The sequence below is a fragment of the Spirosoma sordidisoli genome, assembly GCF_004138325.1.
Classification (GTDB): Bacteria; Bacteroidota; Bacteroidia; order Cytophagales; family Spirosomataceae; genus Spirosoma; species Spirosoma sordidisoli.
In genome coordinates, this window is the sequence record NZ_SBLB01000003.1 from 612096 (window position 1) to 637999 (window position 25904).

Annotated in this window: 19 protein-coding genes; 18 read left to right on the forward strand and 1 reads right to left on the reverse strand. The window is 60.4% G+C overall.

The window, feature by feature from the left end; all coding sequences use genetic code 11:
• Positions 1-150 precede the first annotated feature (150 nt).
• Positions 151-351, reverse strand: coding sequence for a hypothetical protein (locus EQG79_RS14550; protein WP_077919734.1), 201 nt, complete (start codon positions 349-351; stop codon positions 151-153).
• A 276-nt stretch (positions 352-627) separates the two neighbouring features.
• On the opposite strand from EQG79_RS14550, the gene EQG79_RS14555 reads away from it, so the two are divergent.
• From EQG79_RS14555 to EQG79_RS14640, 18 genes are all read left to right on the forward strand, one after another.
• Positions 628-891 (forward strand): hypothetical protein, encoded by a 264-nt coding sequence (locus tag EQG79_RS14555; RefSeq protein ID WP_129602149.1) that lies wholly within the window; start codon positions 628-630, stop codon positions 889-891.
• A complete protein-coding gene (locus EQG79_RS14560; RefSeq protein WP_077919736.1) occupies positions 888-2288 on the forward strand; it encodes a hypothetical protein in 1401 nt (466 codons plus the stop codon). The genes EQG79_RS14555 and EQG79_RS14560 overlap by 4 nt, the downstream gene beginning before the upstream one ends.
• 4 nt (positions 2289-2292) lie before the next feature.
• Positions 2293-3234 carry a DUF6712 family protein gene (locus tag EQG79_RS14565; protein ID WP_129602151.1) on the forward strand — a complete coding sequence of 314 codons (942 nt, stop codon included), beginning with the start codon at positions 2293-2295 and terminating at the stop codon, positions 3232-3234.
• Between the two features lie 154 nt (positions 3235-3388).
• Entirely contained in the window at positions 3389-3643 is a 255-nt protein-coding gene (locus EQG79_RS14570; protein WP_129602153.1) for a hypothetical protein, read from the forward strand.
• Positions 3594-4205 carry a hypothetical protein gene (locus tag EQG79_RS14575; protein WP_129602155.1) on the forward strand — a complete coding sequence of 204 codons (612 nt, stop codon included), beginning with the start codon at positions 3594-3596 and terminating at the stop codon, positions 4203-4205. The genes EQG79_RS14570 and EQG79_RS14575 overlap by 50 nt, the downstream gene beginning before the upstream one ends.
• Positions 4206-4261: 56 nt before the next feature.
• Complete coding sequence (locus tag EQG79_RS14580; RefSeq protein WP_129602158.1) at positions 4262-4624, forward strand: hypothetical protein; 363 nt, start codon at positions 4262-4264, stop codon at positions 4622-4624.
• Positions 4625-4632: 8 nt separating this feature from the next.
• On the forward strand, positions 4633-5208 hold the full coding sequence (locus tag EQG79_RS14585) for an N-acetylmuramidase family protein (protein ID WP_077919740.1): 576 nt from the start codon (positions 4633-4635) through the stop codon (positions 5206-5208).
• Positions 5183-6043, forward strand: a complete 861-nt coding sequence (locus tag EQG79_RS14590; protein ID WP_077919741.1) for a hypothetical protein — start codon at positions 5183-5185, stop codon at positions 6041-6043. Before EQG79_RS14585 ends, EQG79_RS14590 begins: the two co-directional genes overlap by 26 nt.
• Positions 6040-6552, forward strand: a complete 513-nt coding sequence (locus EQG79_RS14595; RefSeq protein ID WP_077919742.1) for a hypothetical protein — start codon at positions 6040-6042, stop codon at positions 6550-6552. The genes EQG79_RS14590 and EQG79_RS14595 overlap by 4 nt, the downstream gene beginning before the upstream one ends.
• A 67-nt stretch (positions 6553-6619) precedes the next feature.
• A complete protein-coding gene (locus EQG79_RS14600; RefSeq protein WP_077919743.1) occupies positions 6620-8614 on the forward strand; it encodes a hypothetical protein in 1995 nt (664 codons plus the stop codon).
• Positions 8615-8616: 2 nt separating this feature from the next.
• Positions 8617-11514 (forward strand): hypothetical protein, encoded by a 2898-nt coding sequence (locus EQG79_RS14605; protein WP_129602160.1) that lies wholly within the window; start codon positions 8617-8619, stop codon positions 11512-11514.
• A gap of 2 nt (positions 11515-11516) precedes the next feature.
• On the forward strand, positions 11517-11786 hold the full coding sequence (locus EQG79_RS14610) for a hypothetical protein (RefSeq protein ID WP_077919745.1): 270 nt from the start codon (positions 11517-11519) through the stop codon (positions 11784-11786).
• Between the two features lie 28 nt (positions 11787-11814).
• On the forward strand, positions 11815-16473 hold the full coding sequence (locus EQG79_RS14615; RefSeq protein WP_129602162.1) for an SGNH/GDSL hydrolase family protein: 4659 nt from the start codon (positions 11815-11817) through the stop codon (positions 16471-16473).
• The gene (locus EQG79_RS14620) at positions 16473-17303 is read left to right on the forward strand and encodes a hypothetical protein (protein WP_077919747.1); all 831 of its coding nucleotides are present in this window, start codon (positions 16473-16475) and stop codon (positions 17301-17303) included. The genes EQG79_RS14615 and EQG79_RS14620 overlap by 1 nt, the downstream gene beginning before the upstream one ends.
• Positions 17303-18736: an SGNH/GDSL hydrolase family protein gene (locus tag EQG79_RS14625; RefSeq protein WP_129602164.1), complete on the forward strand. Its 1434-nt coding sequence runs from the start codon at positions 17303-17305 to the stop codon at positions 18734-18736. The genes EQG79_RS14620 and EQG79_RS14625 overlap by 1 nt, the downstream gene beginning before the upstream one ends.
• Before the next feature lie 3 nt (positions 18737-18739).
• Positions 18740-20839: a hypothetical protein gene (locus EQG79_RS14630; protein ID WP_077919749.1), complete on the forward strand. Its 2100-nt coding sequence runs from the start codon at positions 18740-18742 to the stop codon at positions 20837-20839.
• Positions 20836-21306, forward strand: a complete 471-nt coding sequence (locus tag EQG79_RS14635) for a hypothetical protein (RefSeq protein WP_077919750.1) — start codon at positions 20836-20838, stop codon at positions 21304-21306. Before EQG79_RS14630 ends, EQG79_RS14635 begins: the two co-directional genes overlap by 4 nt.
• 54 nt (positions 21307-21360) lie before the next feature.
• Entirely contained in the window at positions 21361-24828 is a 3468-nt protein-coding gene (locus EQG79_RS14640) for a phage tail tape measure protein (protein ID WP_129602166.1), read from the forward strand.
• Positions 24829-25904: the final 1076 nt, after the last annotated feature.

Sequence of the window (25904 nt, forward strand, 5' to 3'; positions counted from 1 at the left end):
ATCTTTTTGTGCATTAAAGCCTAGGAACTGTCGAACTAACGCTGGCTAATATTCAGCCTTGATCCACTTAACAGTAGACTGCCTTAAAAAAACAAAACACCCCCAATGCATAGCTCCGGGGGTGTTCACACTTTCAATCAAATTAATTCTTCATTCAATACTCTTATCTGACGGCAGATTCCACAGCTTCTCCTGAGCTACGGTGAAACCGGCTTCGGCCAGCAGTTGCTCTTTCTTATCCAGACTAATGCCTTCGCCCCGGCCTAGCGTATGCACGTATTGACGGCGCAGGCCGTTGTTTCGTCCGGTCAAGCTCCAGTAGTAGGGTGAGTTGACCAAGATGTCAAACATGGCGTTTGTGGTGTTTTCGGGCTTTGACATACCACAAATCTAGAAAAAATCGTCAGGAATTCCTAACGCCATTGTAGTTTCCTGCTTCCATCGTCAGGCTATCCAGATCACCTATTTTTCACGACCGACCGCTCCCTCTCCTCTATGGACAACGAATGGATGTAAGTCCGTTGGTACGACTCCTTCGGGGCCGTCACCGAGGTTGTCGCGGTATCGAGCACCCCACTCCCCCAATTTTCCGCCCATTGCTGCCAATGGGTAGCGCTATCAACTGACATGATCATCAAGGTGGGCGACATGGTGAAGGAAATGAGACGCACGGTGGGCCTGCATCAGCCCCGACCGTTCTCACTTGTTTTCGTGACCGGCGATCGCCGACGTGGCCGGGGGGGCCAGATTCGTGAACTGCACAAGGCCGTGCTGCTGACGAAACAGCGAACTGAGAACCGCACGGTGAATCTGCAACCCCTGGGCACGAACGATTGTATTTGCGTCCACCTTGATCTGATCCTGTACTTTAATCAGATCCCGGTCGCATGAACGAGCATTTTTTCCCGGGGGATGCCTACGACGTCGTCTTGTTGCCCGGTGCCGGCGTCAGCCTGGCCCTGGAGAATGATCAGCCGGCTCGGCTAATTGCCGGAGCCAGTAGCTTACCTGGGCCGGGGACCCGCCCGTCGGTCGTTCAGCCCGATCTGGCCCGGTTTGCCGGTAGTGGCGATATCATGCCCTGGGGTGAGAGCAACGATTTTCCCCAGCGCATTACTGAGCTCTACAACCGTGACCCCATCATTCCTCCTACCCTGGGCAAAGTAGCCTCTATGCTCATCGGCCGGGGCATTAAGGCGGTGCTGGAGGATATTGACCAGAACGGCGAGGAACTCACCCGCCCGCTGCCGGCGGGCGATCCAGTAACGGCTGAGATTACCGCCTTCATCAGCAACATCCGGTTTGAGACGTATCTCCGGGAGATGGCGGCCGATGCGGCCTGGTTTTTTAACGGGTTTCCGGAACTGCTGCTCAGCAAGGATCGCAAAAAAATCGTGCAGCTCCACCCGCTCAATGCCGAGGAAATCCGCTGGTGCCGCATGGATGAGCGGGGCAATATGCCCCATGTGTATCTGAATGCCAACTGGCCCCACTGCACCGTCGACGACGGCCGTACGGTCAAAATCAACGCGCTCGACCCCTACCGATGGGATGCTGTCGACTGGCTGCGGGAAAGCTCATTTTATAACTGCGTATACCCCATCTCGTATCCCACCCCGGGCAAACGGTTCTATAGCCTGGCTCACCACTACAGCCTGGTCGAATCAGGCTGGCTCGACGTGCACCTGGCCGTACCAGCCTTCAAGAAGTACCTGCTCAAAAACCAGATGAGTTTAAAGTATCACTTGAAGGTCGATAAAAATTACTGGTCAACGCTGTGGGGCAACGACTACACGGCGGCCGATAACGCCAAGAAGCAGGCCCTTAAAAAAGGCTGGGTCGACAAGATCACCAAAATGCTGACCAACGTCGAGAACGCGGGCGCCATGCTGATGACCGAAATTGAACAGCAGCTCGACGGCAAATCAACCAAGGATTACGTACAGCTGGTGCCCCTGACGGACGCCATGAAGGACGGCAAGTACATCGAAGACAATCTCGAGGCCGCGGCCAACATCTTTTACGCCCTCAACATCGATCCGACCCTGGTCGGCTTCGCAGGGGGTGAGAAGATGGGCGCCCGTTCGGGCGGCTCCGACAAGCGGGAGGCTTACCTGATCGCCCTGCAGATGCTGGCTCCCTTTCGCCAGATGCTCATCGAGCCGCTTTCCTTCGTGGCGGATTACAACGGCTGGAAAGCCCGTTTCCCCAGACTGCGCTTCTGCTGGCGGGATACGCTGCTGACCACCCTGGACACCGGGGCTGGCACCCAAGATCGCTTAACCTAACGCTATGCCCCTGCTCAATGGCTCGACGGACCAGCTACGCCAGTACGTACCCGTCACAATCACGTATACGGCGGAAGCGCTGCTGCCCACGCTGGAAGCCACCCAGGCCCGGTTGCTGGACCGGTTTTTTGGGCCCGCCATAGCCAGCCAGTTCGAGGAGTTGGTCAACACGGCCAGCCAGGCGTTGTCAACCGTCGAACGGCAGGCGTTGCACCTGGCCCGCTCCGCCGTAGCCCGCATTGCGTTTGCCGAGCACGTACCGTTTGCCGAAGTTCAGATCGACGACATTGGCATCACCGTGCCGGCCATGGAGGGTCGAAAAGCGGCTTTCGAATACCAGACCAACAAGCTCACTCAGACCCTGCTGGAGCGGGGCTGGAGTGAGCTGGATGCGCTGATTACGCTCGTCGCCAGTCAGACCGAGATTTTCCCCACCTGGCCAGACTCGCCTTATTTTCAGGAGCATCAAGACGCCTTATTCAAAACGCCCGCCGAGTTCTCGCGGTATTACCCGATCCAGGACCGCTGGCTCACCTTCTGGGCGCTGCGACCGTTTATCCGGGCCGTCGAAGAAGACCGGGGCGTGGCGGCTGTGGCGCGCATCGACGAGCTGGCCCCTGCCGTACCGGAAGCGACGCGGGCGCTGATCCGCCGAAAGCTTCAGCGGGCGCTGGCCTACCAGAGCGTCATCGAGGCCCTACCTAACCTGAGCGTTGAGATTCAGGGCGTGAACCTGCAGGTGAATTACTCGAGCCAGTACGGCAACACCCAGTACTACAACGCGCCGGGCAAAGAACAGCTGAGCTGGCTGCTCGACAACCTGACGCGCCAGGCCGATCTAGCCTGGCGCACCTACGAAGATAGCCTTACGGCCGTCTTAGCCCCCAATGCTTTTTCCGATTCAACCGGCCTGGTCTATTCGACCGGCGCTGTAACCCTGCTTTGACATGCTCCCGACCCTGTCTTCCAGTTTGATCGTTTTAGCCATTCATGTACTCACCCGAGTTGTCTGGCCAATTACCTTCCCCCCGTCCAGTCAACGAGCTACACCCGCAGTTTTTTTAGCCTGGCGACTCTTCCTAACCCCTGGGACACCCCTAATGCGGCACGTATCCCTGTTTCTCTTGACACTGGGGTTAATCGTTCTTTTCTGTGGCTGCGGCTCGCGGCCCGCTCCCCCCACCCCCACTGACCAAACTACGCTATACGTCGACACTACCCGCATTCATCTTCAGCACCGCGCCGACGAGTCGGCCGGCGAACTGCTGATCGTGCGCCACCGAGCTTCCCAAACCCAAACGCCCTATGAACAATTTCGTCAACGCTACGACTCGATTCGGGTTACGCTGCCGTAAAGCCCTGCTCCTGCTGGTTGCCCTAGCCCTGGCCACCCTGGGTGCGCTTTTTACCCCAGCTGACGCCCAGGTGCTACCGCCGGTTCTCCCCATGGTCAACCAGCAGCCGTTCCCGTACCCAACCGGTGTGGCCCTGGACAACAGCACCTACGCGGCCGTCAAGGCTAAAGTGCGGGCCGCCGACTCCCTGCGCACGCACGCCGAGGCCCGCATCCAGGCGCTCACCCTGGAGATCACCGCTACCCGCGGTGCCCTGGCGGATCGCGACCGGCTTAGCCGGCACGATTCCCTGCAAACGGCCCGGCTTCGGGGCCGGCTCCGCCAGGTCGAAACCGAACTCGGGGTGGTTAAACAGGAGCTGGAGCGGGCCAATGGCACCATTGCCCGGGTCGTAGCTACCCTACCCCGGCGTTTACGGCGCCTGCTGGCTCGATTGGCGGATCCCGACCAAACGTACTCGACCCTTGTCACCTACCTGGATACACTCCGGGTGCGAAAGTGGACGTTCGGGGGGGCTGGGTGCGCCCTCGGATTCGTGCTGGGTCTTACCCTGCTTTTGTAAGCTAACGCCTGTATCCAAACCCGCCCCTGGTTGCCAGGGGCTAGACCCTTTTCGCTATGGAATTTATGCCCGTTGTGATGGAAGCGCTCAAAGTGACGCCCATTGCGCTTTTCCTTTTTTTCTGTTTGTACGTCGTCTGGAAATACGTCCATAAAAAAGATGCCGATCTGACGGCCGAGCGGGCAATGACGCTGGCCATTCAAAAAGAGTTTTTCGAAAAAATGATGAGCTCGAACGGCCAGATATCGGCGGCCTACAACGCGCTGGCCAACGCTATCCAGCGCATGAACGATGTCAACGAAGACAACACCCGCCTGATTTTGTCCCGTATCGATGATCTCGACCCCCGCAAAGCAGGCCTGCGCCCGCTGAACCCCCGCAAACCGGTCGCCAAACCCACCGAACCGGCCCAGGCCTGAGCGAACCTATGAAAGCTATACTCACCCCAGCTGATTACAAGCGGGCCGCGGCTGCGCTTGGTTGCGAGGTTGCCATCATCCGGGCGGTTGCCGAAAAAGAGTCTGATGGGGGCGGTTTTTTGAAGCGTCAGCTCCTGGTCGTTCGCTTCGAGGGCCATATTTTCCAGCGACTCACCCGGGGTAAGTTTAACAAAACGCACCCCACGCTGTCCCATGCCTACATGCGAAAATGCCCCTTCAACAAGGGAACGATCAGCGACTGGCGACGGCTCGAGCAGGCTCGCCAGCTGGCGGGGGATGTGGCGTTCGAGTGCGCCAGTTACGGCATGTTTCAGATTATGGGCTTTCATTATGCCCTACTGGGCTACAAAAGTGCCTACGACCTGGTGCAGGCCTTCAATCAGGGCGAAGGGACCCAGCTCGACGCCTTCGTGCGCTACATCCAAAAGCAGGGGCTGGCCGATGCGCTACGCGAACGACGGCTGCAAGCCTTTGCCGATGCCTATAACGGTACCGACAGTGCCGCCAACAACTACGGACCGGACCTCTTAGCCCTGTATGAACACTATCGAACTCTGGATTAAGGGTAAAGCCCGCCTGTTTAGTGGGCCGTCGGGCTGGGCGGAACTCAGCGAGCAGCAGGCCATTCAGATGACCCGGGTGCGGCTAAGCATTCAGGATCACCAGGAACGCGTGTTTGTGGCGTTACGGGTGCTCTACGGCATGAAGCCCCGGGATCAGCGGTGGCTGTTCGACGCGGCCTTTCTGCGTCGGCAGGGGCTTTCTCCGGAAGCTATCGATCTGACCCTGTCGATTGGCGGGCAGCTGCTGGATACGCTGGCCTGGATCGGCGAACCCGACGCCCGGTTCCCCAGGCGGTTTCGGGTTTATGATTTTCAGTTCGGAACCCCCCGCGTCTGGCTGGGCCGACTGGGAAACCGTCAGATCTTCAGCGGTCCCGCCGAGGCCCTGTCGGACTGCACATTCGAGGACTTTATGTTCGCCGAGAAAGCCTTCCGCAGCAACAACCGCCCCCTGCTGGCGGCCGTCCTGTGCCGGCCGCTCGGGAAAGGCCGGCCCGCCCTGGATAAGGATAGGGTAGCCAACTACGTCAGCCGCTTTGCCCGGCTCGATCCGGCGCTGCTGGAGCGATTCTACTTTGGTTTTGGCTCGTCCCTGCTCGTACTCAAACGTCACTTCCCCCAGGTCTTCGATCCGCCGGGCGGTTCCTCAACCAACAGCGGTAAACCGACTAGCGGCAGCTGGCTTGACGTGGCCATTAACATGGCCAAACTGGACGTAACCAAAATCCGGGACATCGAACAGACCAATCTGTACCTGGCGCTGAAGGTACTCAACGAGCAGATCCGCCAGGCCGACGAGATGAAACAGCAACTCGAAGCCGTAAAAAAACGATGACGGAACAGGACTACATCGATTATTTTGCCCGACTGGCCAGTCAGCATACGGCCATTCGGCACTCGGCGGCCGAACCTCGCTTCTACGTTGTGCACGATGACAACCGGACCGAACTCGAGCTGGCCCTTCGGAATAAACTCTATCTTCCTTGTCTGCTGCTCGATCAGTATTATGACGATCAGGACCGCACCGCCGACAACCACCGGCTGCGCATTCTGGGCGGCCTGGCCGTGCTGGTCAAATGCAATCCGGCCGACCCGGCCGACAAACGCCGGGCGCGCACCGAAGCCCGCACGATCGCCCTCCAATTCGTGAATCGGATGTTTGACGATTGCCGGCGCCCCACCAGCCTGCTGGGGCAGAAACGCGTCGTAGCAGCCAAAGAAACCAATGGCGAACCAACCCCGGTCATTGGCTCGGGCGTAGCCACCGGCTGGGGCTATTCCTTTGAATGGGTACTGCCCACCCGCGTGGCCACCCAGCCGGGCACCTGGCTCGACCTTCCCTGATTAGCCCCGGGCCGTCACCGAGGTTGTCGCGGCCGATTCGTAGCCGGGCGGGCAGTTTCGCGGAGCTATGCCCGTTACCCTGATCAGCGCGCCCGATCCACTGGCTTTTTCCCGGGGCGGGCGCACCACCTTTCACTTTCTCGGATCAGGCCAGTACCTCACCCGGGGTGCCACGGCCCGGGGTGTACTACGCTTCAGCGGGCCCCTGGCGGATGGCACCCGCATCCAGCTGCGCTGGCGGGGGCAAAATCAAACCATCACCTTTCGCAACAACCCCCAGCTGCCTAATGAAGCCCCCGCCGGCGACGGGTCGGCCGACTACGCCCGCGACGTGCTGGCTCCCTTTTTCCAGGAGTACTTTCCCTTCCGCGAGGATTTTGTCGCAACAGCCAGTGATTTCGGCAGCCACCGGGGTATCGTCTTCAACGCCCGCCAGCACGGAGAAGCGTATACCCTGTCACTGGTCGCCCCCCCAACCCCCACCGCGCCAGCTCAGCTCGGTTTTGAGCCCATTCTAGCCGGGGCTGACCCCATCCGGCGGGATCGCTACGGCGTGTACGTTGAACTCTGGGCGCTGCGGCCGGGTTCGGCGGGTGACAGTCCGGCGGATTTCGACCGCGTATTTTCCGCGCCCGTCGAAACCAACGAAACCGGTGAGTGCCAATTTGACGCCGGCAGCGTGTTGCATAGCCTGCTAACGCCCGACTGGCCTACCTGGTCGTTTCAAAACCCGTCTGGATCGGTTTATTCGGTACGAAAGTATTTTCTAGCTTACGGTGAAGCCTGGGGGAGTCCGCTGCAGATCGGCCGCATGCAGGCCGACGACATCCGCACCGTTTATCTGGGCGGGGCTGACTTTGCGGGCCGGGCCGGCAGTGGCTTTGAACTCTACAAGTTTACCGGTAGCACCCCCGCCCTCGATACGGCCCTGCGGTTCGGTTCGCTGACGCGGTATATCCGGCCTGATGAACCGCAATACCTGACATTTGTTAATACCCGCCCGCAGCAGGATCAGTCTCGTTTAACGGTTGAGCTGACCTTTGACGACGGCTCGTCACTAAGCCGTGACAACCTGTTGCCGACTCAGCTCGCTCTGCCCAAAGGCGAAAAGCTTACCTACCCGGTCGGCCCCCGGCAGCTGGAGCTGCTCGCGCTGGTACCAGCCGGTAAACACCTGACCGAATACAGCGTTCGCCGTACAGCCGGGAACGGCAGCGCACTCAGCGTCACCTACCGCTACGTACTCAACTACGATTATCAGCCCTACACGCGCTATTTCGCCTACCTGACCAGCCTGGGCGTCGTCGACACGCTGGCGACCACCGGCAAGGGATCGGCCGAATTAACCCGGTTCTATGAGCAGGCCGAACGCTACCTGCCGCACGCCTACACTGTACAGGACGGGCAGTTTGTCGACTACAACGTCGGGCTGCAGCAGCAGGTTGAAGTAACTACCGGGTTTCGGCCGGCCGCCGAATTGCTGTTGTGGACGGATTTCTACCGGTCGGCGTACCGGTTTCGCCTGCAAACCGGCCGGGCCCTGCCCATCGGAATCCTGAGCAAATCCATTAAACAGGGTAAGGATGGCGACACGTTGTTTGCCCACACCTTCGAGTACACCTACCTATTTCGGGATGACTTTTTTACGGCGGAAGCTGAAGAAGAAGCCGGCGACGGTGCCCCGCCCATCGGCTTCGTGGCCGGGGGCGGTACGGTAGTCGTCGAGCAGACTACCCTAATCCGATCGGTCGATGACACCGTACCGAATGCGGTGCGTGGCCTGACCCCCGAGCGAATCAACACCTTTGATATCGCGGCTGCCAGGCCCGATCCGCGCACGCTGGGCTTTCTCAACGAGCAGACGGCCCGGATGATTTTCCGACCCTCCAGTATTCCCATACAGTTTGCCGAACTGCAAAATATCCCCAACACCCGGGATGGCATCGGCTTGTCAGACGTACCGACCCTTGACGAGGTGCGGGCGCTGGCTGAATCTACCCTCACCAATAACGACGTCGTGATCCGGGTCAAAACCTGGATCACGGCCCTAGAACCTGCTTAACTATGGGCGGTATACGCATTTTAGGCCCACTCGGTGACGGTTGGGAGTACAGCCTCGACGGAGTGACCTGGCAGACCGAACCTCTTTTTACGGCCCAGCTGAACGGGGAGCCCTTCGTGCCGGGTCAGGAGTACCTCATCGAGATCCGTAACGTGGGCGAAGCCAAACGGGGCCGTCGGTTCGTGACTATGCCCCGGGCTGGTGATACCCTTGATGAGGTGGCCAGCCGGGACGGCTACACCGACGCCGATATCGAGCTGGCGGGAAGCGTCGTCTTTTCCGGACTGGAGCCCGCAAGCGCTCCCGAGCTTCGCCTGGTCGTTTTCAATCCCCAGACCAAAACCCTCGAGGTGCTGGGCGCTGCGGGCTTCAACGGCCTGCTGGGTCAGCTCATTGCCGCGGCCGATGCCGCCACCATCCAGGCCCTGTGCGCCAAACTGACGGCCCAGGGGTGCGGCAGCGGTACTGACCCCGATCCCGACCCCGTTTCGGTCCTGGTGTTCGGTAACCACTACGTCGATATCGACCAGGCGCTGGCCGGCGATGGGGGCACGACCACCCCGGTACCGGTGCTGGTATTCGGTACTCACTTCGTCGATGCATTCGTCTACGTCGATCTGCCGACTGACCCCGATCCGGACCCTGATCCTGACCCGATCGGTCCGCCCCTGCTGGCGGGCGGCTACCGGGGTAGTCACGAGACCAACACCTGTTACCTGGTAACCGGCTGGCTGAGCCGCGACAGCGACCGCAACGCGGCCCAGTCCGTCGATATCTACCTGGGCGATACCAAGCAGGCGACCGTGTCCACCACCAAGCCCCGGCCCGACGTGGCCACCGCCCTGGGACAGACCGGCTCCTTCAACCAGTACGGTTTCGAGTGGACCATCCCGGCCGAGTTCCGCACAGGCGTGGCCCTGACCATCACCGTGCGCGTGGCCGGTACGGCCACGGCCCTGACCTATAGCCCCAAGACCACCGACGCGTGCCCCACCGAACAACCCGGTGGCGCTCCGCCTATTCTTCATAACCCCATCGCCGACATCCTCATCAGTGACAACGACGCCCATGAGTACACGCTGCCGGTCGATTATTTCCTCAATGCGACCAGTATGAATGTATACCGCATCATCGACCAGAACACCAATGCGGTGCTGCCCAACGGGCTAAGCTATGACCCCGCCACCCGAAAACTAACCGTGGCCAGCACCTTCGTCGACACCATCGCGATCCGCGTGGTGGGCAGCAACGCCTACGGCTCGACGCCCGACGACGTGCTGATCACCCTGAACCGCCCCGGTGCCGATACCCGTAAACGGGTGCTGGTGGTGGGCTCCTCCAGCGCGGTGGGGAACAGCGCCCCTGGCAACAACGGAGCCATGCAGCAGCTGGCCACCGCGCTCAGCGCCACCCATTCGTTCGTCAACCGCGCCGTGGGCGGCTCCTACAGCAGCCAGTGGATCAACCGCATCGATCAGGATCTGCAAGAGGTCAACCCCCACTACGTCATCGTCTGGCTCACGCTGGGCAACGAATGGAGCAATGCGCTGCAGGGCGACGTAGTAGGCTACGACACGTTTACTTTCAATTACGGGCAGCTGGTCAACAAGATCCGCGCGGTGGGCGCCATTCCGATTATGATTGACTCGCTTACCCGGCCCGGCCTGTCGCCCGCCCAGTACAGCCTGGTCAAACAGGAGTGGGCGCAGATCAACACCCTGCCCGCCTACGTGCTGGGGGTGGGTGCCCTGGGCGACGACGGTACCGGCGGCTACCTGCCGGCCATCAACGCCGACAACATCCACTGGAACGATCTGGGCCACCAGCAGGCCGTCAAAACCATGCCCCGGGAGTACCTGCAGGTCAGCGCGATGATGCCCGCCCTGAACCGCTCGACCGAGGCTGGTCGTATGGTGACCGTTTCGGAGGGGATACCCTTCAAGCTGACCCGGCCGATGGCCTCCTTCACGACCGCCTTCGAGCTGCGCTTCGATAGTGAGCAGGCCACGCTGTTCCGCTCGCTGTTCTCCCAGCACTCGATCGATAACGACCAGCCGGGTGTGCGCCTGCGCATCGCCCAGGCCGACCGGCGACTGGAGCTGATCTACGCGACGGGAACCCTGCTGGCCTCGACCCAGACTCCGCTCTCGATCGGCACCTGGCACCGGATCGTCGTGCGCTACAACGCGATCGCCGGGGTGGCCAGCCTGTTCGTCAATGAGGTGGCCATCGGCAGCGGTACGCTGACGGCGGGCATCGAGGTGCCCTTTCTCAGCTGGGGTGGCCGCACCAACGGCACCCCATCGACGGCCCAGGGCTACGCCTTCCGCAACATCCAGGTCTGGCAAACGACGCTCAGCGACGGGCAGATCAGTAACCTGCCCAACGCGATGCCCCGGCAGGCGCTGATCGTGTATTCGCCGATCGACGACAACCTGGGAACGGGTGGGGGCTTTCTGACCAACCAGACCGCCCTGCCCGGTATACAGCTCGAAGCGGCTCCCAACCTGTCCGAGCGCTACGTGCCCGCGGCTACACCGCCCGGCATAACCAGCGTGGCCATTTGGCGCACCCCGGACGATACCCCCATGTTTTTGGTGCGGTCGGCCTCGACCAGCGGCAATCTGGGTATGGAAGGCTGGTGGTCGTCCCTGGGTCTGTGGCTTCCGGTCGGTTACAGTGGTGAGTCCAATATCATCGACGAACGACCGGATGGCTTTGAGAACTTCCAGTACCAGTACGAATACGGGGCGTCGGCCGGCGATTACCTCACCGCCCTGAATGGCACGACCACCTTCCGGCTCCGCAAAGCTGATACAACGACCAATCTGCTCGAATTCCAGTTCACTGCGCCCAACCTCGCCATCGGTGAAGTACGGGTCATCTATACCGCTCCGTAACCATGGCTTTTTACCTCGAAGTAACCAACACGGTAGCCGCCAAGACCGGCTGGCCGGTGGGCCAGAAACGCTACTGGCCCTACAGTCAGGGCACCTGCGCCCAGGCCGAAGCGGCGTTTCGGGCGCTTACCGACGCCCAGCAGGTGGCCCAGACCACGCTGGCCGCTCCCGCCCCGGCTTCGGGCAAGGTCTGGCAGGTCCGCAACTGCGCGGCCACGGCCGATGGCCCCTACGTCCCCGACACCGACGACGGTCCGGATCTGATCGACTAACCTGCTTACCACCCCACTTGTACGAACCATGAAAAAAGTACTTATTCTGCTGCTGTCGATCCTGACGCTCACCGGCTCGGCGCAGTCCTTCAAGAAACAGAAGGTAAAACGGGAGCGGGCGGACGGCTCGACCGAAAAGTTCAAGCTCTGGCGCGACATGAGTGTCTACCCGGACAACCCAGCGGGTAGAGACGCCTTCTTTGTGGCCGTCAACAGCGGCTGCACCGCCTTTTCCTACACCCACGGGGGCACCATACCCGTCAGTGGCACCTGCGTATCGGCTCCTTCCTGGATCACCGGCATGCGCTACTCCTACACCGGGGGGCTGTTGACCATGGAAGGGGCGGGCCAGATCGGCCGGCTGAAATTCGAGCGGCAGGATAACCAGGCCTTCACGACCACCAATCCGGACGGCGTTACCATCAACTCGAATACCTTTTACGTCTACGGACCCCTCAACAATCAGGCTCCCTACGACCGGCAGTGGGCGGTCAATCTGCCCCAGGTACCGCTCCGGATTACGGCCGAGCAGGCGGGTGGATCGGCTACCTACGCCTATACGTTTACGCCCAGTACCGGCGCGCAGCGGATCGTGCTGTCGGGCAGCAACACCAGCCCGCCCACCTGCACCACCTGCGGTACCGGCACGACCACCGGCCCCAGCTGGCTGGCCGCGCGGTACACCCAGTCGAGTCAGTACCTGCAGGTGCAGGGCGATCCGAGCGATGACGGCAACGGCATCACCCTGCGCATCGAGCGCGTCGATGGCGTGGCGATGGCCCTGCAGAATGACAACAACCCCAGCCTCAGCTCGGGCGTCGACTACCCCTGGGGGCAACTCAATAACCAGGCTCCCTTTGTCATCGAGTGGACGCTGGGGCCGGTGCCTACGGTGCCGATTCGGCTGACCTTTAAAAAACCGGGTCAGGCTGATTTCGTGCACGTCTTTACGCCCGCGCTGACGGCCACGCCGGTTCCGCTGTTTACGGCGGCCGGTTCTAGCGGGGGGGGCACCACCACTCCACCGGCCTGCACCACCTGCGGCTCGGGTACGTTCGCCTACCAGGCCCCCGCTCAGCCAAGCGACTGGACGGAGGTCAGCACGGAAATCGTGCCCCCCTACAACATACCCGTCAAGGGGATTCTGCGCCAGGAGTCGGGTAACCTCCGCATTGAGCTGGCCGAAGGCTTCGGGGCCACCCTGCAGATCCAGCGCAAAGTGGGTACCCAGTGGGTGAGCACCATCAACCGGCGCGATCAGGGTCGGTGCGAGTCGTACTGCGGCTACGCAGGGCCCCTCAACTACGCAGCTGATCAGGGTAATTTCTGGGCGCAGATTGGCTATAACCCCCTGGGGGGTGGGGTGAGTGGGGAAGCGGGGCCGGTGCTCGTCAAGGGCATTACCCCGGACGGCTGGCTCTACGCCAAAACCCAGTACGTCAGCTGGCCCCACAACCAGCTGCAGCTGCTGCCTATCTACGTCGAGCGGTGGGCGAAAGTGACCAACAAGCGCGTCGACGTCCGGCTGAAAGTTACCCACTTCCGGGGCGATAAAACGCTCTATGATGCCCGGGAGCAGGAGACGCCGTTCACCATGATCTGGCCGGCGACGGAAGCGCGCTTTTACAACGGTAATCAACCCTTTACCAATGCCTCGACGACAAGCACCGATGCCGTTGGCTGGACCATATCCAGTTTTCCCCTCAGCGAACCCTGGATAGCGGCTAACCTACCCGAGGGGGGCTACATCGGGCTAGTCTCGCCGGATCTGTACAACGCCAACCTGAATTACACAAATTTGGGCGGAGAGTCCGGCGAGTACAGTGATCGGTTCATGTACATGGGTGCCCGGCCCTACAGTCACCTGGATGCCGACCAGACCTTCTACCACGAGTATAGCTATGTCATCGGCTCGGAGGCCGACATCCGGGAAGCAGCCTACGCCCTGCCCCGGCAGGCGCTGCCGAGCTGGACCTTCAGCCGGGCCGCGGGCCGGGCCGGGTGGGTGGGCCTGGACGGTATTTCGGATAAAGGCGAGCCCTTCAACTCCGATTACTGGAATCCGAAGTTTGAAGGAAAAACCGAACTGATCGGGGGCGTCCCGACCACGCATGCCTCGACGGTGACGCTGCAGTCGCCGGCCGGAGCCTGGAAGGCGGCTGACTTTACGACCCTCTACATCCGGATGAAGTACGCCAAGGGGGCCTCCAACGCGCCCAACCGGCTGCGGGTAACCTGGCTGCGGGTGGGACAGAAACCGTCGGGCTTTGATCCCAACAACGCCGGCAATTCGGTGCAGTATCCCCTGGGTCAGCGCGATGATGCCGCCCAGACGGTCTACTTCGACGTGCAGGATGATGGTCAGTTTCACACCTACGCCGTCAACCTGGCCAGCGCCCCCGGCTGGACGGGGATCATTCACCGCTTCGAGATTGGTAACGACCGGGGCTGCTGCGGGCTGATTCAGAAAGGCCAGCAGCTGGAGATCCAGTACATCGGGGCCACCAACCTCGACACGGCTCCCGAGCGGCTGTGCCCCAGCTGCACCTATCCGGCCTACGCCAAGGTGTTGTTTGTGGGCAACAGCATTACCTACCATCCCTACCTGCCGGGGGTGTGGGAATACGCCTGGGCGATGGCCGCGTCGGCGCCCGACAAAACCTTTATGGCCCAGGTGGTCCGGGAGCTTAAAACGGTCAACACCAATCTGCAGGCGCGCACCCTGGTCGACTTCGAAGGGGACGGAGGTTCGGTCACGGGCTCCACCGGCTCGGACTGGGAGCAGAACCACCGGACGTTCAATCTGGATCGCTTCAACAACGTAGCGGCCTGGGGCGCGAACCTCATCGTCGTGCACCTGGCCGAAAATATTGCCGATCTGACCAACCTCAGCGCGGACTACAAAGCGCTGCTGGCTAAACTGCGCTCGGGCAACCCCTCCGCGCGGGTCGTTCTGACCAATTCGATCTGGAATCAGGCTGCGGTGACGAGCGTCATCAACGGGGTGGCCAGTGAGCTGGGCCTGTCGCTGGTCGACGTGGCTGATTTCTGGAGTAATCCAGGGTACTACGTCGATCAGACGGGCAACGGGGTGCAGCGCCATCCCAACGATGCGGGCCACCGCGAGCTGGCCCGGCGCACGCTGGTCGCCATTGCCTCGACGCCCAGCGCCCCGGTCTGCACGACCTGTAACTCGGGAACGGCAACGACAGCCGGCTTTGAGGGGTACGGGGGGATTTACGCAGCCAACAGCAGCTATACGGCCCAGCCCGAAACGGCCCGCCCCAGTGCGTCGCCCTGGCGCAGTTTTATTGATAATGGAGTGATCAAGGCGGGCATCAACGTGCGCGTGGGGTCGGTGCTCGACTGGCTATCGGTGGCCGGCAGCAACCTCAATTTGATCAACTCACCGGTGTGGAACAGCGGCCGGGAGGATGCCGGTCGGCAGGTGATGGATGCCATGTACGGTTTTCCAAACGGGGTCGCCCTGCACCCCTGGAGCGAAGGCCTGTACTCGGAAGCCGGGCTGAGCTCGTTCAGCCCGGTTGGCATCGGCTATAACCCCGTCCAGGGGGGCAACATCGACGATTACCCCAAGTACGGGGAAACGCTGATTCATTCGGTACAAAACGGGCTGATGTATAGCAAAACGCAGCCGGTGCAGTGGGAGCTTAGACCGTCGCCCCGGGGGGATGGCACCGGCGTGCTGGGAAAAATGTACATGGAGACCTGGCAGCAGTTCGATCCGGCTGAACCGCGGGCCGTCCGGCGGCATTCGCGCTGGACGATGTTCCGCGACGATCCTCAGGCCAGTCACTACCCGACCCCCCGCCAGCAGGAGCTGCCCTGCGCGTACGTCCACCCGAGCTATTCCGAGTTCTGGTACTGCGCCGGTAAGCCCTACACCAATGCCTCGCTGGTTCCGTACCCCATTACCAGCTCGGGGGCGGCCGAACCCCCTCGCTTCTCGACCGAGCCCTTTATCCTGGCCAAAAATCCGGGTACAGGCCGGGTCATCATTCTCTACACGCCCCACTCGGGCCGGGTGGTGGCGGCTGAGCACCCCAACGGGCCGAACGCGACCTTCCCGGCCGCTTATATCGCGTCAGCCCCGATGCTGTCGTGCGATCGCGATGGGGTGTATGATTTCGACGTGGCGCTGGGCGAATTTCCGAGCGAAGCGGCCGCCCGGATCTGGCTCTACAACCAGCCGCGCTGGCCCGGCACCTTCGAAGTTCGCTTCGATCAGGGCAAAAAGAGCCGGTTTGGCTGCACGCTGTACAACGCCTACGATCAGCTCGAAAAAAACATCGTCGACGGCATTACGGTGACCCCGGCGACCGACAACGAAAACGGGGGGCGCGACTTCGATATCACCCTGCCCGAACGCTGGATCAACGCGGATGTGCACAAGCACGTCTACCTCCGGGCGTCGTTTCAGGGCTCGAACTCGATCTACCTGCGCTGGAAGAAAGGCGCCCAGGAGTTCACCCATCCGCTCTCGATCAATGCCGACGGGCAGCTGCGGACGATCGATATCGACCTGACGAATGTGCCGAACTGGTCGGGGGATCTGGGCATGGAGGTCAGTATCAAGCGCGGCAACTACGGGAGTGGCCTCATCCCGCTGCAGAACGATCAGTGGCACATCAAATGGATCAGCTACCGCAATTTAGACAATCAATAATGCGTACCTACGTAACGCTTCTCATGCTGCTCTGGGCTGGCTCGACGCTGGCCCAGAGTAACCTGCCGCTGACCCTGGCAGCCAGACCCATCCAGCTCTACCCGAGTTCGCCGGCCAGCCTGACGGGCACCCTCCAGGGTGATCCGGTTGCCGTAACCGTCCGGGCTAAGAACTTTCCGGTTGGCACAGTATTACCAGACTATTTGCAGCCCGGTATCACGCGAAACGGACAGACCTTCTCAATTAATTGGACAAGTTCACAAACGCAACAGCAGCCTTCTCAGATCTGGCTGGAGATTCGCGTCGAGCAGACGGTAGTCTGGGCCGATTACATTCAGTTCGTTGCGGCTAACCGGAACGTTGCTACCCAGGGGCAGATCCAGCCCGTCAACGTCAGCAACCTGACCCGGGCGGATCTGTTGCCCCTCAGCACCTCGATCGCGGCCGTCAGCGCCACGCTGCCTACCAAATTGGATTCGGATATCTACAGCGCTTTCCTGGCCAGTCAGGCCAGCATCGATGCCGGACAGACCACGAAGATCAGCTCTCTGTCGGCCGGCAAGGTGGATCTGAGCAGCTACAACGTCGACAAGTCGAATATGATGTTGTCGATCGGCCTGAAAGCGAATACGGGCGACGTGTATACGAAGGCCCAGGCTGATGCCAAAAAGCCAGATATCGTCGCGGTGACCACGTTCGAGGCCGCGCAGGCGCTATCAGTCGCCGGCAGGCCCACCATCTATCTGATCACCAACGACGAGCGCTTTGGCCGTAGTGTCACCTATTGGGACGGCTCCACCTACTCTGTATCTCCTTTAATCTCCAGATAATGAAAACGCTTATCCTCAGTTTACTCACGTTTCTTTCGTACACCGCTCACGCGCAGACTATCGAGGGGTTTCCCACCAAAATTACCAATTCATCGCTGCAGGTAGCCGGATCGGTTAACCAGGCTAACGACGATTTTGAGCAGCGCTGCTACCGCGAAGGCGTCCCGGGGCCGACTGGTTTTGAAGCGACCGGCTTTGTCTGGTCGGGGCTCAATACGCAAGGCGGGCAGTCCGTGGGCACCATTCAGCCGATTCCGCCCGGTTACGCGTACTATCTAAAAAGTGTAACGCTGTCCTCTACCCGACAGGTGCGGCTGAAGGGCGGGTTTGGTTATTATGCCGTGGGCAACACGGCCGTGCAGTTCAACAGCCAGGTTGTAGGTGGGCCATCGGGTTCGGTCGTTATCAACGTCGGATCGGTAATACGGCCGGGTATGGGCCCCTATGGGGTTAATATCATCTCCATGAGCGAGGCCGACCCGCTGCTGATTGTGGCATCAGCCGTGAATGGCTCGACCGGGCTGGTCACAACGAAAAATCCAACCCTCACGCCCCTGGCCAATCAGGCGTTCAGCTATTCGGTCAGCGTTACCAACTCGACCAGTACCTCACTGACTGGGACGACGACGCTGACTGACGTACTGCCGACCGGGGTCCGGCTGGTGGCCGTCAGCGGATCGGGCTGGTCTACCTCGGTGGCGAGCGGCACAATAACCGCAACGACCACGGCCATCCTAGCGCCAGGCACTAACTCGGCTCCGCTGTCGGTAACCGTTGCGCCAACGATTAATGCCCACATATCGGGGAGCGGTAATGGCTGGCTGATCGATTGCGATAACGATTACTCCGCCCCGCATATCATGCCGATCATCGGCACCTCTATTAGTGCGGGCTCGGGGGCGTCGAACTACAAAACGATGTGGTCCATGTTGTTTCGCAACTGGCTCCGCAACGAACGGGGTTACCACATCCGGCGGATCAACAAGTCGGTCAGTGGCTCGACAACTACCGACCATGATAATTTCCGCCTGTTCGATAACCGCTATGATTTTGACACCAAAACCGGGGTATGGGTCTACGAGCACGGGGTAAATAATAAATCTACCAACGTTCCCGACAGCAAAACCGTGGCGGATCTGGTCGACATGATCCGCCACAAACAGCGAAAGGCGCCCACGGCGAAAATGCTAGTGCTGGCCCCCTTCCCGGTTACGAATGCGGCCCTCGAAGCTGGCCTGGCCACGCTCAGTCCACAAATGGCAGCCGCCGTGGCCAGCGTGGGTGATCCGAACATTATCTGGATTGGCTCCACGCGCACCTGTTTCAATCCTGCGCTTGACACTACGGACGGCATCCATCCGAATGACGGTGGCAACCTGAAAATATTTCAGGCGGTGCGGGATGACCTGAACGCCCTCAACATTCAATTCTAACCCATGATCGCCATCACCAACGATCAGGGTGAAGCCCTGCAACTCGATCCCGGTCAGGAAGTCATCACGGAGCAGGCCGTTGCCTGGCTCAGTGATGATGAACTGCCGGCGGAATTCTCGTACCCGATCCAGGCTCCCTTGAACGACCACAACCGGCGATTCGTCCGGTTTGGGTATCGACCTGACGCAGCCCGGCCCCTCGGCGAGCTGGCGGTCCGTGTTGAAATGCAGGGGGTGCTGTACCGGCGCTGCCGGTTCGGCTACCGGCTGCAGGGTGGCAAGCTGACGGGTTTTCTCAAACTCGACTCCGCCGAGTTTTACGACCGAATCCGCAATCTCACCCTGCTGGAGGCCCTACCCGACCGCATCAATTTGGGCGACGGGCTGATTAGTGGCCAAACCATACCGATTGCCACCCGCCTGCGGCAGATCGCCGAGATGCCGCCGGGTCAATTTCCGCTCACGTTTTTCCCCATTCGGAATGACGGCTTTTTCGAGAGCGCGCTGGATGCAGTCAAGGTCCCGGGTTTTGTTCGTCAACCTTACGTCAATGCCTGGGAAGCGCTGACGGGCGGTGGGTACGGCTTCCGCACCGATACCCTAAAATCCGGTCAGCTCGCCCTCACCCGGGGGTATCCCGTGGTGCCGTTCTTTTACTTGAGCTGGGTACTCGAGCGCATCATGGCCCTGGCCGGCTTTCGCCTGGAATCCGACTGGCTGGCCAGTCCGGAAGCGCAGCGGCTAGTCATTGTCAACATGACCGCCCTACCCATCTGGACGGGTGGCCAGCTGCTGACGGGCGGCATCAACACCCTGCTGGTGGGCCATACCGTAACGGCCGGCCAGCACATGCCCGACATGAGCGTTTCAGATTTTTTGAAAGCGATCAAGGGACGATTTGGGCTGGCGTTCACCTTTAATGCCAATGATCGAATTTGCCGCCTGGTTCGCTTTGTCGACAGCGTAGCCCAGCCGCCCCTGCTGGATCTGACCCCCTATCAGTCGGGACCTTACGACTGTACTGACCCGTTTGGCAAAGGCTACCGGGTGATTGACTATGTAGACTCCGCCGATTCCCTCTACAAAACGGAGAAAGGGGAACTCTTGCAGCCCGCCCCCCTGACAATCGGGGATGGCCAGCAGCTGCTCAACCTGCGCGTGGGCACTACCCAGCTCAGCTACGAAGCCTCCACACTAGCCCCTAAAAACAGCCCCGCCAGCGCGGCCGGTCGCTGGTTTGTGCCCATCGTCCGTCAGCCCGGCAACCTGCTCGACGAGGCCTACAAGGCCAGTGAGCACTACCTCGATGAGACCGGGAAGATACGGAACCCGGTGGGGCTAAAGCTGCTCAGCTACCGGGGTATGACCCAGGACTCGACCGGTCGCCCCCACCCGCTGGGCACGCCCGACGTGCGGGACGGCCGGCAGCAGATCGTCGGGACGGACGCCTGTATGCTGTCCGGCCGGTACGGGCTGTGGCGCCGGGCGCTGCGGAACTACGTTTATTTCCGCAACCAGACCCGGCCAATCACCCAGAAACTGCTCCTGCCGGTAAGTGTGCTCAGCGCGCTCCCCCTGCACGGCACGGTCAGTCTGAGCCTGGACGATCACATTCGGCGGTCCTACTTAATCAGTAAGGTCCAGGCCGAGAGTCCAGGCCCCGACGGGCTGGCCATTGTCAAGCTGGAGGTGTTAAGCCTGCCCAGCGGTCTGGATTTGCCGGGCGAGTTTGATGATCCGGTTGTCTGGGTAGACATCGTTCTGGGCCCCAAGGTAGCCCAGCCGCTGCCGGTACCTTCCCCCGCCAGCGGCACCTACCCCGTCTGGAAACAATCGGTCACCGTGCGCTGCTGGAGCGATTCGGGCCGCACGCAGCCCTTTATTCCGTCGGGTCTACCCGTTAACCTGCGTCAGCGGATGCCGGGGATGGCCGGCGTGCTGGAAGGGGAAGAATACGTGACGACCTATGTCGTCAATACCCACCAGACGATAGTCACGACTGATTTTGTAGCGACCCAGAATGTGTACGGACCCGATCGGCGCATCAGCATTTTCGAACGAACCATCCAGCTCGATCCGGGCGACGGCTATACCCTGCTATGAGCTACGACGATCTTGATATCAACAAACGGATCAATCTGAAAGGACTGGTGCAGGCATGGCAGCGCATTACCGTCGACCGATTCCGCGAGGATCTAAACCAAAAACTCTACGGGCGAAAACGGGCCCGCTGGCGCCGAACACTCAGCCGGACGTATCAGCTGCGCAACAACTGGCACATGGCCCTGATCGGGGCCGGTGACGACGTACGGGGCAGTCAGATCAGCTTTCTGCAGTACGGCCGCTTTGTCGACATGGGCGTGGGCAAGGGAACCGATTCCGCCCTGGCTACCTACCAGCGGGTTCGGGCCAACGGCGAGAAACGAACCCGGATCCCGGTGCGCTGGTACAGCCGCCGGAAAGGCTACGAAACGCACCGGCTCCGCGAGCTGCTGGTGCAGCACCATATTGATATTCCCCTGGAGACTCTGGAAAGCGCCCTCAGTACGCGCATTGAGCTCCGACTCTAACACACGCCTTACACGCGACACGTCACCCGCGGCAACGCTTAACCCGCAACTGCCGTGGCAAAAACCCAGACCGAGCGGGCCGTCATTGATCTGGTGATCAACGGCCAGCAGGCTAAAACCAACCTCAAAGAAATTACCCTGGAGGTCACCCGCCAGCGGTCGGCCCTGCTCAAGCTCAAGGAAGCCGACAACCCCGAATTCTACAAAGCCAAACTGGCCGAGTATCATAAGATGCTGGCCGCCCAGAAGCAGATGCGCCAGCGCATCGACGACACGACCACCGCCTGGGGCCGCTTTAAGAAAGAAATGGCCCAGGTCGCCGTCGGTGTCGTGGGCGGCAACGCGATCACGGCCGCCCTGCAATCGCTAGTGGCCCTGATTCCCTCGACGATCGATCGGACCCTAAAGCTCAAGGATACGTTTGCCGACATCGAAAAGGCAACCAACCTGAGCGCGGCAGGCGTGCAGAAACTCAACCAGGAGCTCAAGGCCATCGACACCCGCACGACCAACCAGGAGCTGCGCGAAATAGCCATTGCCGGCGGTCAGCTGGGCGTGCCCAACGCCGAACTGGTCGAGTTTGTCGAGAACGTCGACCAGGCCGTCGTCGCGCTCGGCGACGAGTTTTCGGGGGGCGTCGACGAGGTGGCCAAATCGCTGGGGGGCATTGGTAAACTCTTTGCCGAAACCCGCAATCTACCCGCCGGTCAGGTGATCAACGATGTTGGTTCGGCTCTCAACGAACTCGGTGCCGCCGGATCGGCCACCTCCGCCGTCGTCGCCGAGTTCACCACCCGCATGGGCCAGCTGGGCGCGCTGGCGCCCAAACTCGCCGAAACCATGGGACTGGGAGCCGCCCTGCAGGAGCTGGGTCTGTCGGCCGAGATTGCCTCGTCCGGTCTGACAGGGCTTATGCTCACGGCCGCCAATCGAAGTGAGTTGTTTGCCCAGCACCTGGGCCTGAGCAAAGTCGCCCTCGAGCAGCTGATCAACACCAGCCCGAACGAGTTTTTGATGACGCTGGCCCGCAGTTTTGAAGGCATGGCACCAGCCGCCGTCGCCCAGCGGCTGAAAGAACTCAAGGTCGAAAGCCAGGAAAGCATCAAAGTGATGAGTCTGCTGGCTGATCAGACGGGCTTCGTTAAAGAGAAGCAGGATCTGGCGGCCAAAGCGATGGCCGAAGGCACCAGTCTGACCGAGGAGTTCACAAAAAAGAACCACCAGCTGGCCCGGGACTTAAAGGAACTCAACGAGTGGTTCAACAGCCTGCTGACCAGCGAAGCCCTGCAGCAGTTTCTGGTATCGGCCCTGCACAATTTGGTCCTCTTTACCCGGGCGTTGCCCCAGGCCGGGGCCTTTCTGAGCGGCATGAAGGACTATTTCTACGGACTGATGCTAGCCACGGTAGCTTACTACGGGGCCACCCTGAAAGCCACCGCAGCCACCGTCGCCCACACGACCGCCGAGCTCTACCGGCGGGCTGCTTATGAACTGGGGTTTCGCTGGCTGGTAATCACCGAAACGGCTACTAAAGCGTATGCCCTGACCACCCAGGTACTCACCGGCCAGATTACCCTGCAAACGGCGGCCGTAACGCTCGCCCGCACCGCCTGGACGGCGTTTAACGCGATCCTGATTGCCAATCCAATCGGGGTCGTTCTGACCGGGCTGGCCGCCCTGGCCTACGCCGTAAAAACCTATTCGGACAATACCGAGCAGGCCTTGCGGCTGGAACGGGAGAAGCTGCGCCTGCAGCGGGATATGACGCTGCTGACCGAGGTACAAACCCGGACCCTGGATAAACTCAACGAGCAGCTGCAGGACTACACGGCCATGAGCCAGGCCGAGCGGGCCGAGTACGTCAAAAACGTGGCTATCGCCCGCCTGGATCTGGAGGCCCGCCTGAGCCGGATGAAGGCGCGCGCGAAAGAAATGGAGATGCTCGCCCTGGAGCCCAGTCTGTGGCAAAAGCTATGGGCAGTCATTAAAGCCGGGGGCAACATGGCCGCCGTTCCCAAGAACCTTATGGAGCAGGGACTGGCCAACGTGCTGGCCGTTCGCCAGCAGTTCGAAGGAGGCATCTCGGGCCTAACCAACGAGCTTAAACAGTACGATACCATCCTGAATCAAATCCAGCGCTACGAGCGACCTGCTCCGGGCCGGGATGGCGGGGCAAGCACGACGATTGTCAGCGAGGACGACCGCCGGGCTGCGGCTTCTAAACAGAAAGCCGATGCCAAACGCGATGCCGACGAACTGGAGAAACTACTCGGCGACAGCCGGCAGCGAATCGCCGAAGGCGAAGCGTCCGACTACGAACGGGAGGTAGCCGCCTTCGCCGAGAAGTACACCCGGATGTATGAGCTGGCCAAAGATCATCAGGATAAAATCGACGAGATTCAGCGGCTGAGCCTGGTCGAGTTCGCCGAGATCGAACGGCGCCGGCAGGAGCTTCTCGACGAGTCGGCCCGTAGGCAGGCCGAGCGGGACAATAAGCTGGGCTATACCGCAGCCCTGGGCGAAGCCGAGCAAACCCGGGCGGGGGATCAAACCCGGATTGGCCTGGATCTGGCCACCAAAAAAATCGGGGAAGCCGAAGCCCGCCAGCTCGAGCTTGAAAGCGAGCAGCGCTTTCTGGAGCAGAAACTCCTTCTCCAGCAAACCTTCGCTCAGGAGGTCACTGACACCCAGCGCCAGCTGACCGAGAACTGGAATGCCCAGGTGCACCTGCGGGCCCAGACCGAATACGATGCCGCCGAGCGCATGAAGCAGGCCGAGTGGGCCCTCGCCGACGCCAAGCGCGACGCCTATCTGCAGGGTACTACGTTGCTAAAAGCCTTTTTGAAAGAAGGCACCCGGGCCTACAAGGTGGCCCTGGCGGCTCAGAAAGCCTTCGCCATTGCGCAGGTTATAATCGACATGCAGCGGCAGATTGTGGGCCTGGCCGCCAGCCCCTCGGTGATGGCCATGCCCCCCGGTGTCCGGGAAGCTTACCTAGCCAAATCGATCCTGACGGCTAAAATTCAGGCCGGCTCGGCCATTGCGGCCATTGCCGCCCAGGGCGCCACTGAAATTGCCGCGAAAGCGGATGGCGGTTATACCGGCCTAGAGGAACTGTATCCGGGATCGGCCGGACCAGCGGGTTTTACCGATGGGCCTACCCTATTCAACATGGGCCGTAGGTCCTATATAGCCGGTGAAGCCGGCCGCGAGTTTGTGATTAGCAACCGCGCCCTGCAGCATCCGGTGGTGGCCGATTTTGCCCGGATGCTGGATGCCATGCAGCGCACGGGCAATTATGCGGCTTTGTCACCTACTCAGGGGGCTATCCCGCCGGCGGCCGATAATAGTCGAGGGAGCAGGGACCATCAGGGGCTGGATTTGAGCGCCCTGGTCGCGGAGCTACAAACGCTACGGCAGGATATAAACAACCTCTCCAGCCGCCCGGTTGAGCTGAACTATCACCTGTTTAAGCAGGAAACCGAACTTATCGACTACATCAAGGCCTCCAATAAACTCTAAATATGCACGCGAGCCGAAATGAGCCAACCACGATACGGTTGTTAAATAATCTTTACGCTTTTAAGCCGGTCTTCTCCCGCGGCTCGTTCCCCTATACTTTTGCATCTTGGGTAGGCGAGTGAACGAAAGCCAATGCTGAAGGAAAGTGTCAATCTTGCACCGGCTCCCTTACACGCAGTAGCCACCGGGCAGGCAATACCGGAACAAGCGTACGGCTATCTTTTCGGGAAGCCCGATATTGGGCCTCCTCATAGATAACAGTCGAAACGTATACCGAGGACAGCCCACGTGCTCACTAAATTCAAACCTGGTATGTGGCATCACTGGATGAACGAACTCGTAAATTTGGTGGCGGGCAATAGCCGGTATATTCGCTACTCAGCCCGCACGCACTGGCTGGCGCTATTGGCTATTTTGGCGTTAATCGCTGGTATGCCTCTTTTATTGTACTGGCTTAGCTAGTGTAGTGTGTAGTCGCTTCCCCGTTGTCGTTATCAAAGAGTGTTCAACCACACAGCGAACCGGCAACTACGCGGCCCTGTTGCCTGCTTAGGTAGCTGCCTCCCTGTCGGAGAGTAATAAATAGAGGATCAGAGTGCTTAATTTTAGCGTCCTGATCGTAGAACTCCAAACGCTACGGCAGGATATAAATACCCTATCCAGCCGCCCGGTTGAACCATCACCTCTTCAAGCAGGAAACCGGGCTCATAAATTACGTCACGACATCCAGTCAACGCTGAAACAGCCCACCGATTGTGGCTGTAGACTGCAAACGACTAGGTTCCGGCAGCGTCTGGCCGAATCAGTAAAAAATAGCCGATCCCAACCGGAGCCGGCTATTGAGCATTACACCTCTTAGGTCTAACATGACCTACTCTGGGAGCAAACACAGTAGCCCCTAAACACAGTTCCTGCCGGTATTCTGGCACCGTTGTTTGATCTACCTGAACTAGTTCGTACAAGATGGACATTCGGGTCATCATGCAATTGGGACTCCGTGTTCAGGGCCCTCGATATACCGTCTGGTAAATTCAACGTCAGATCAGCAACCAGAAGACTAAAATCAGATGCTATTA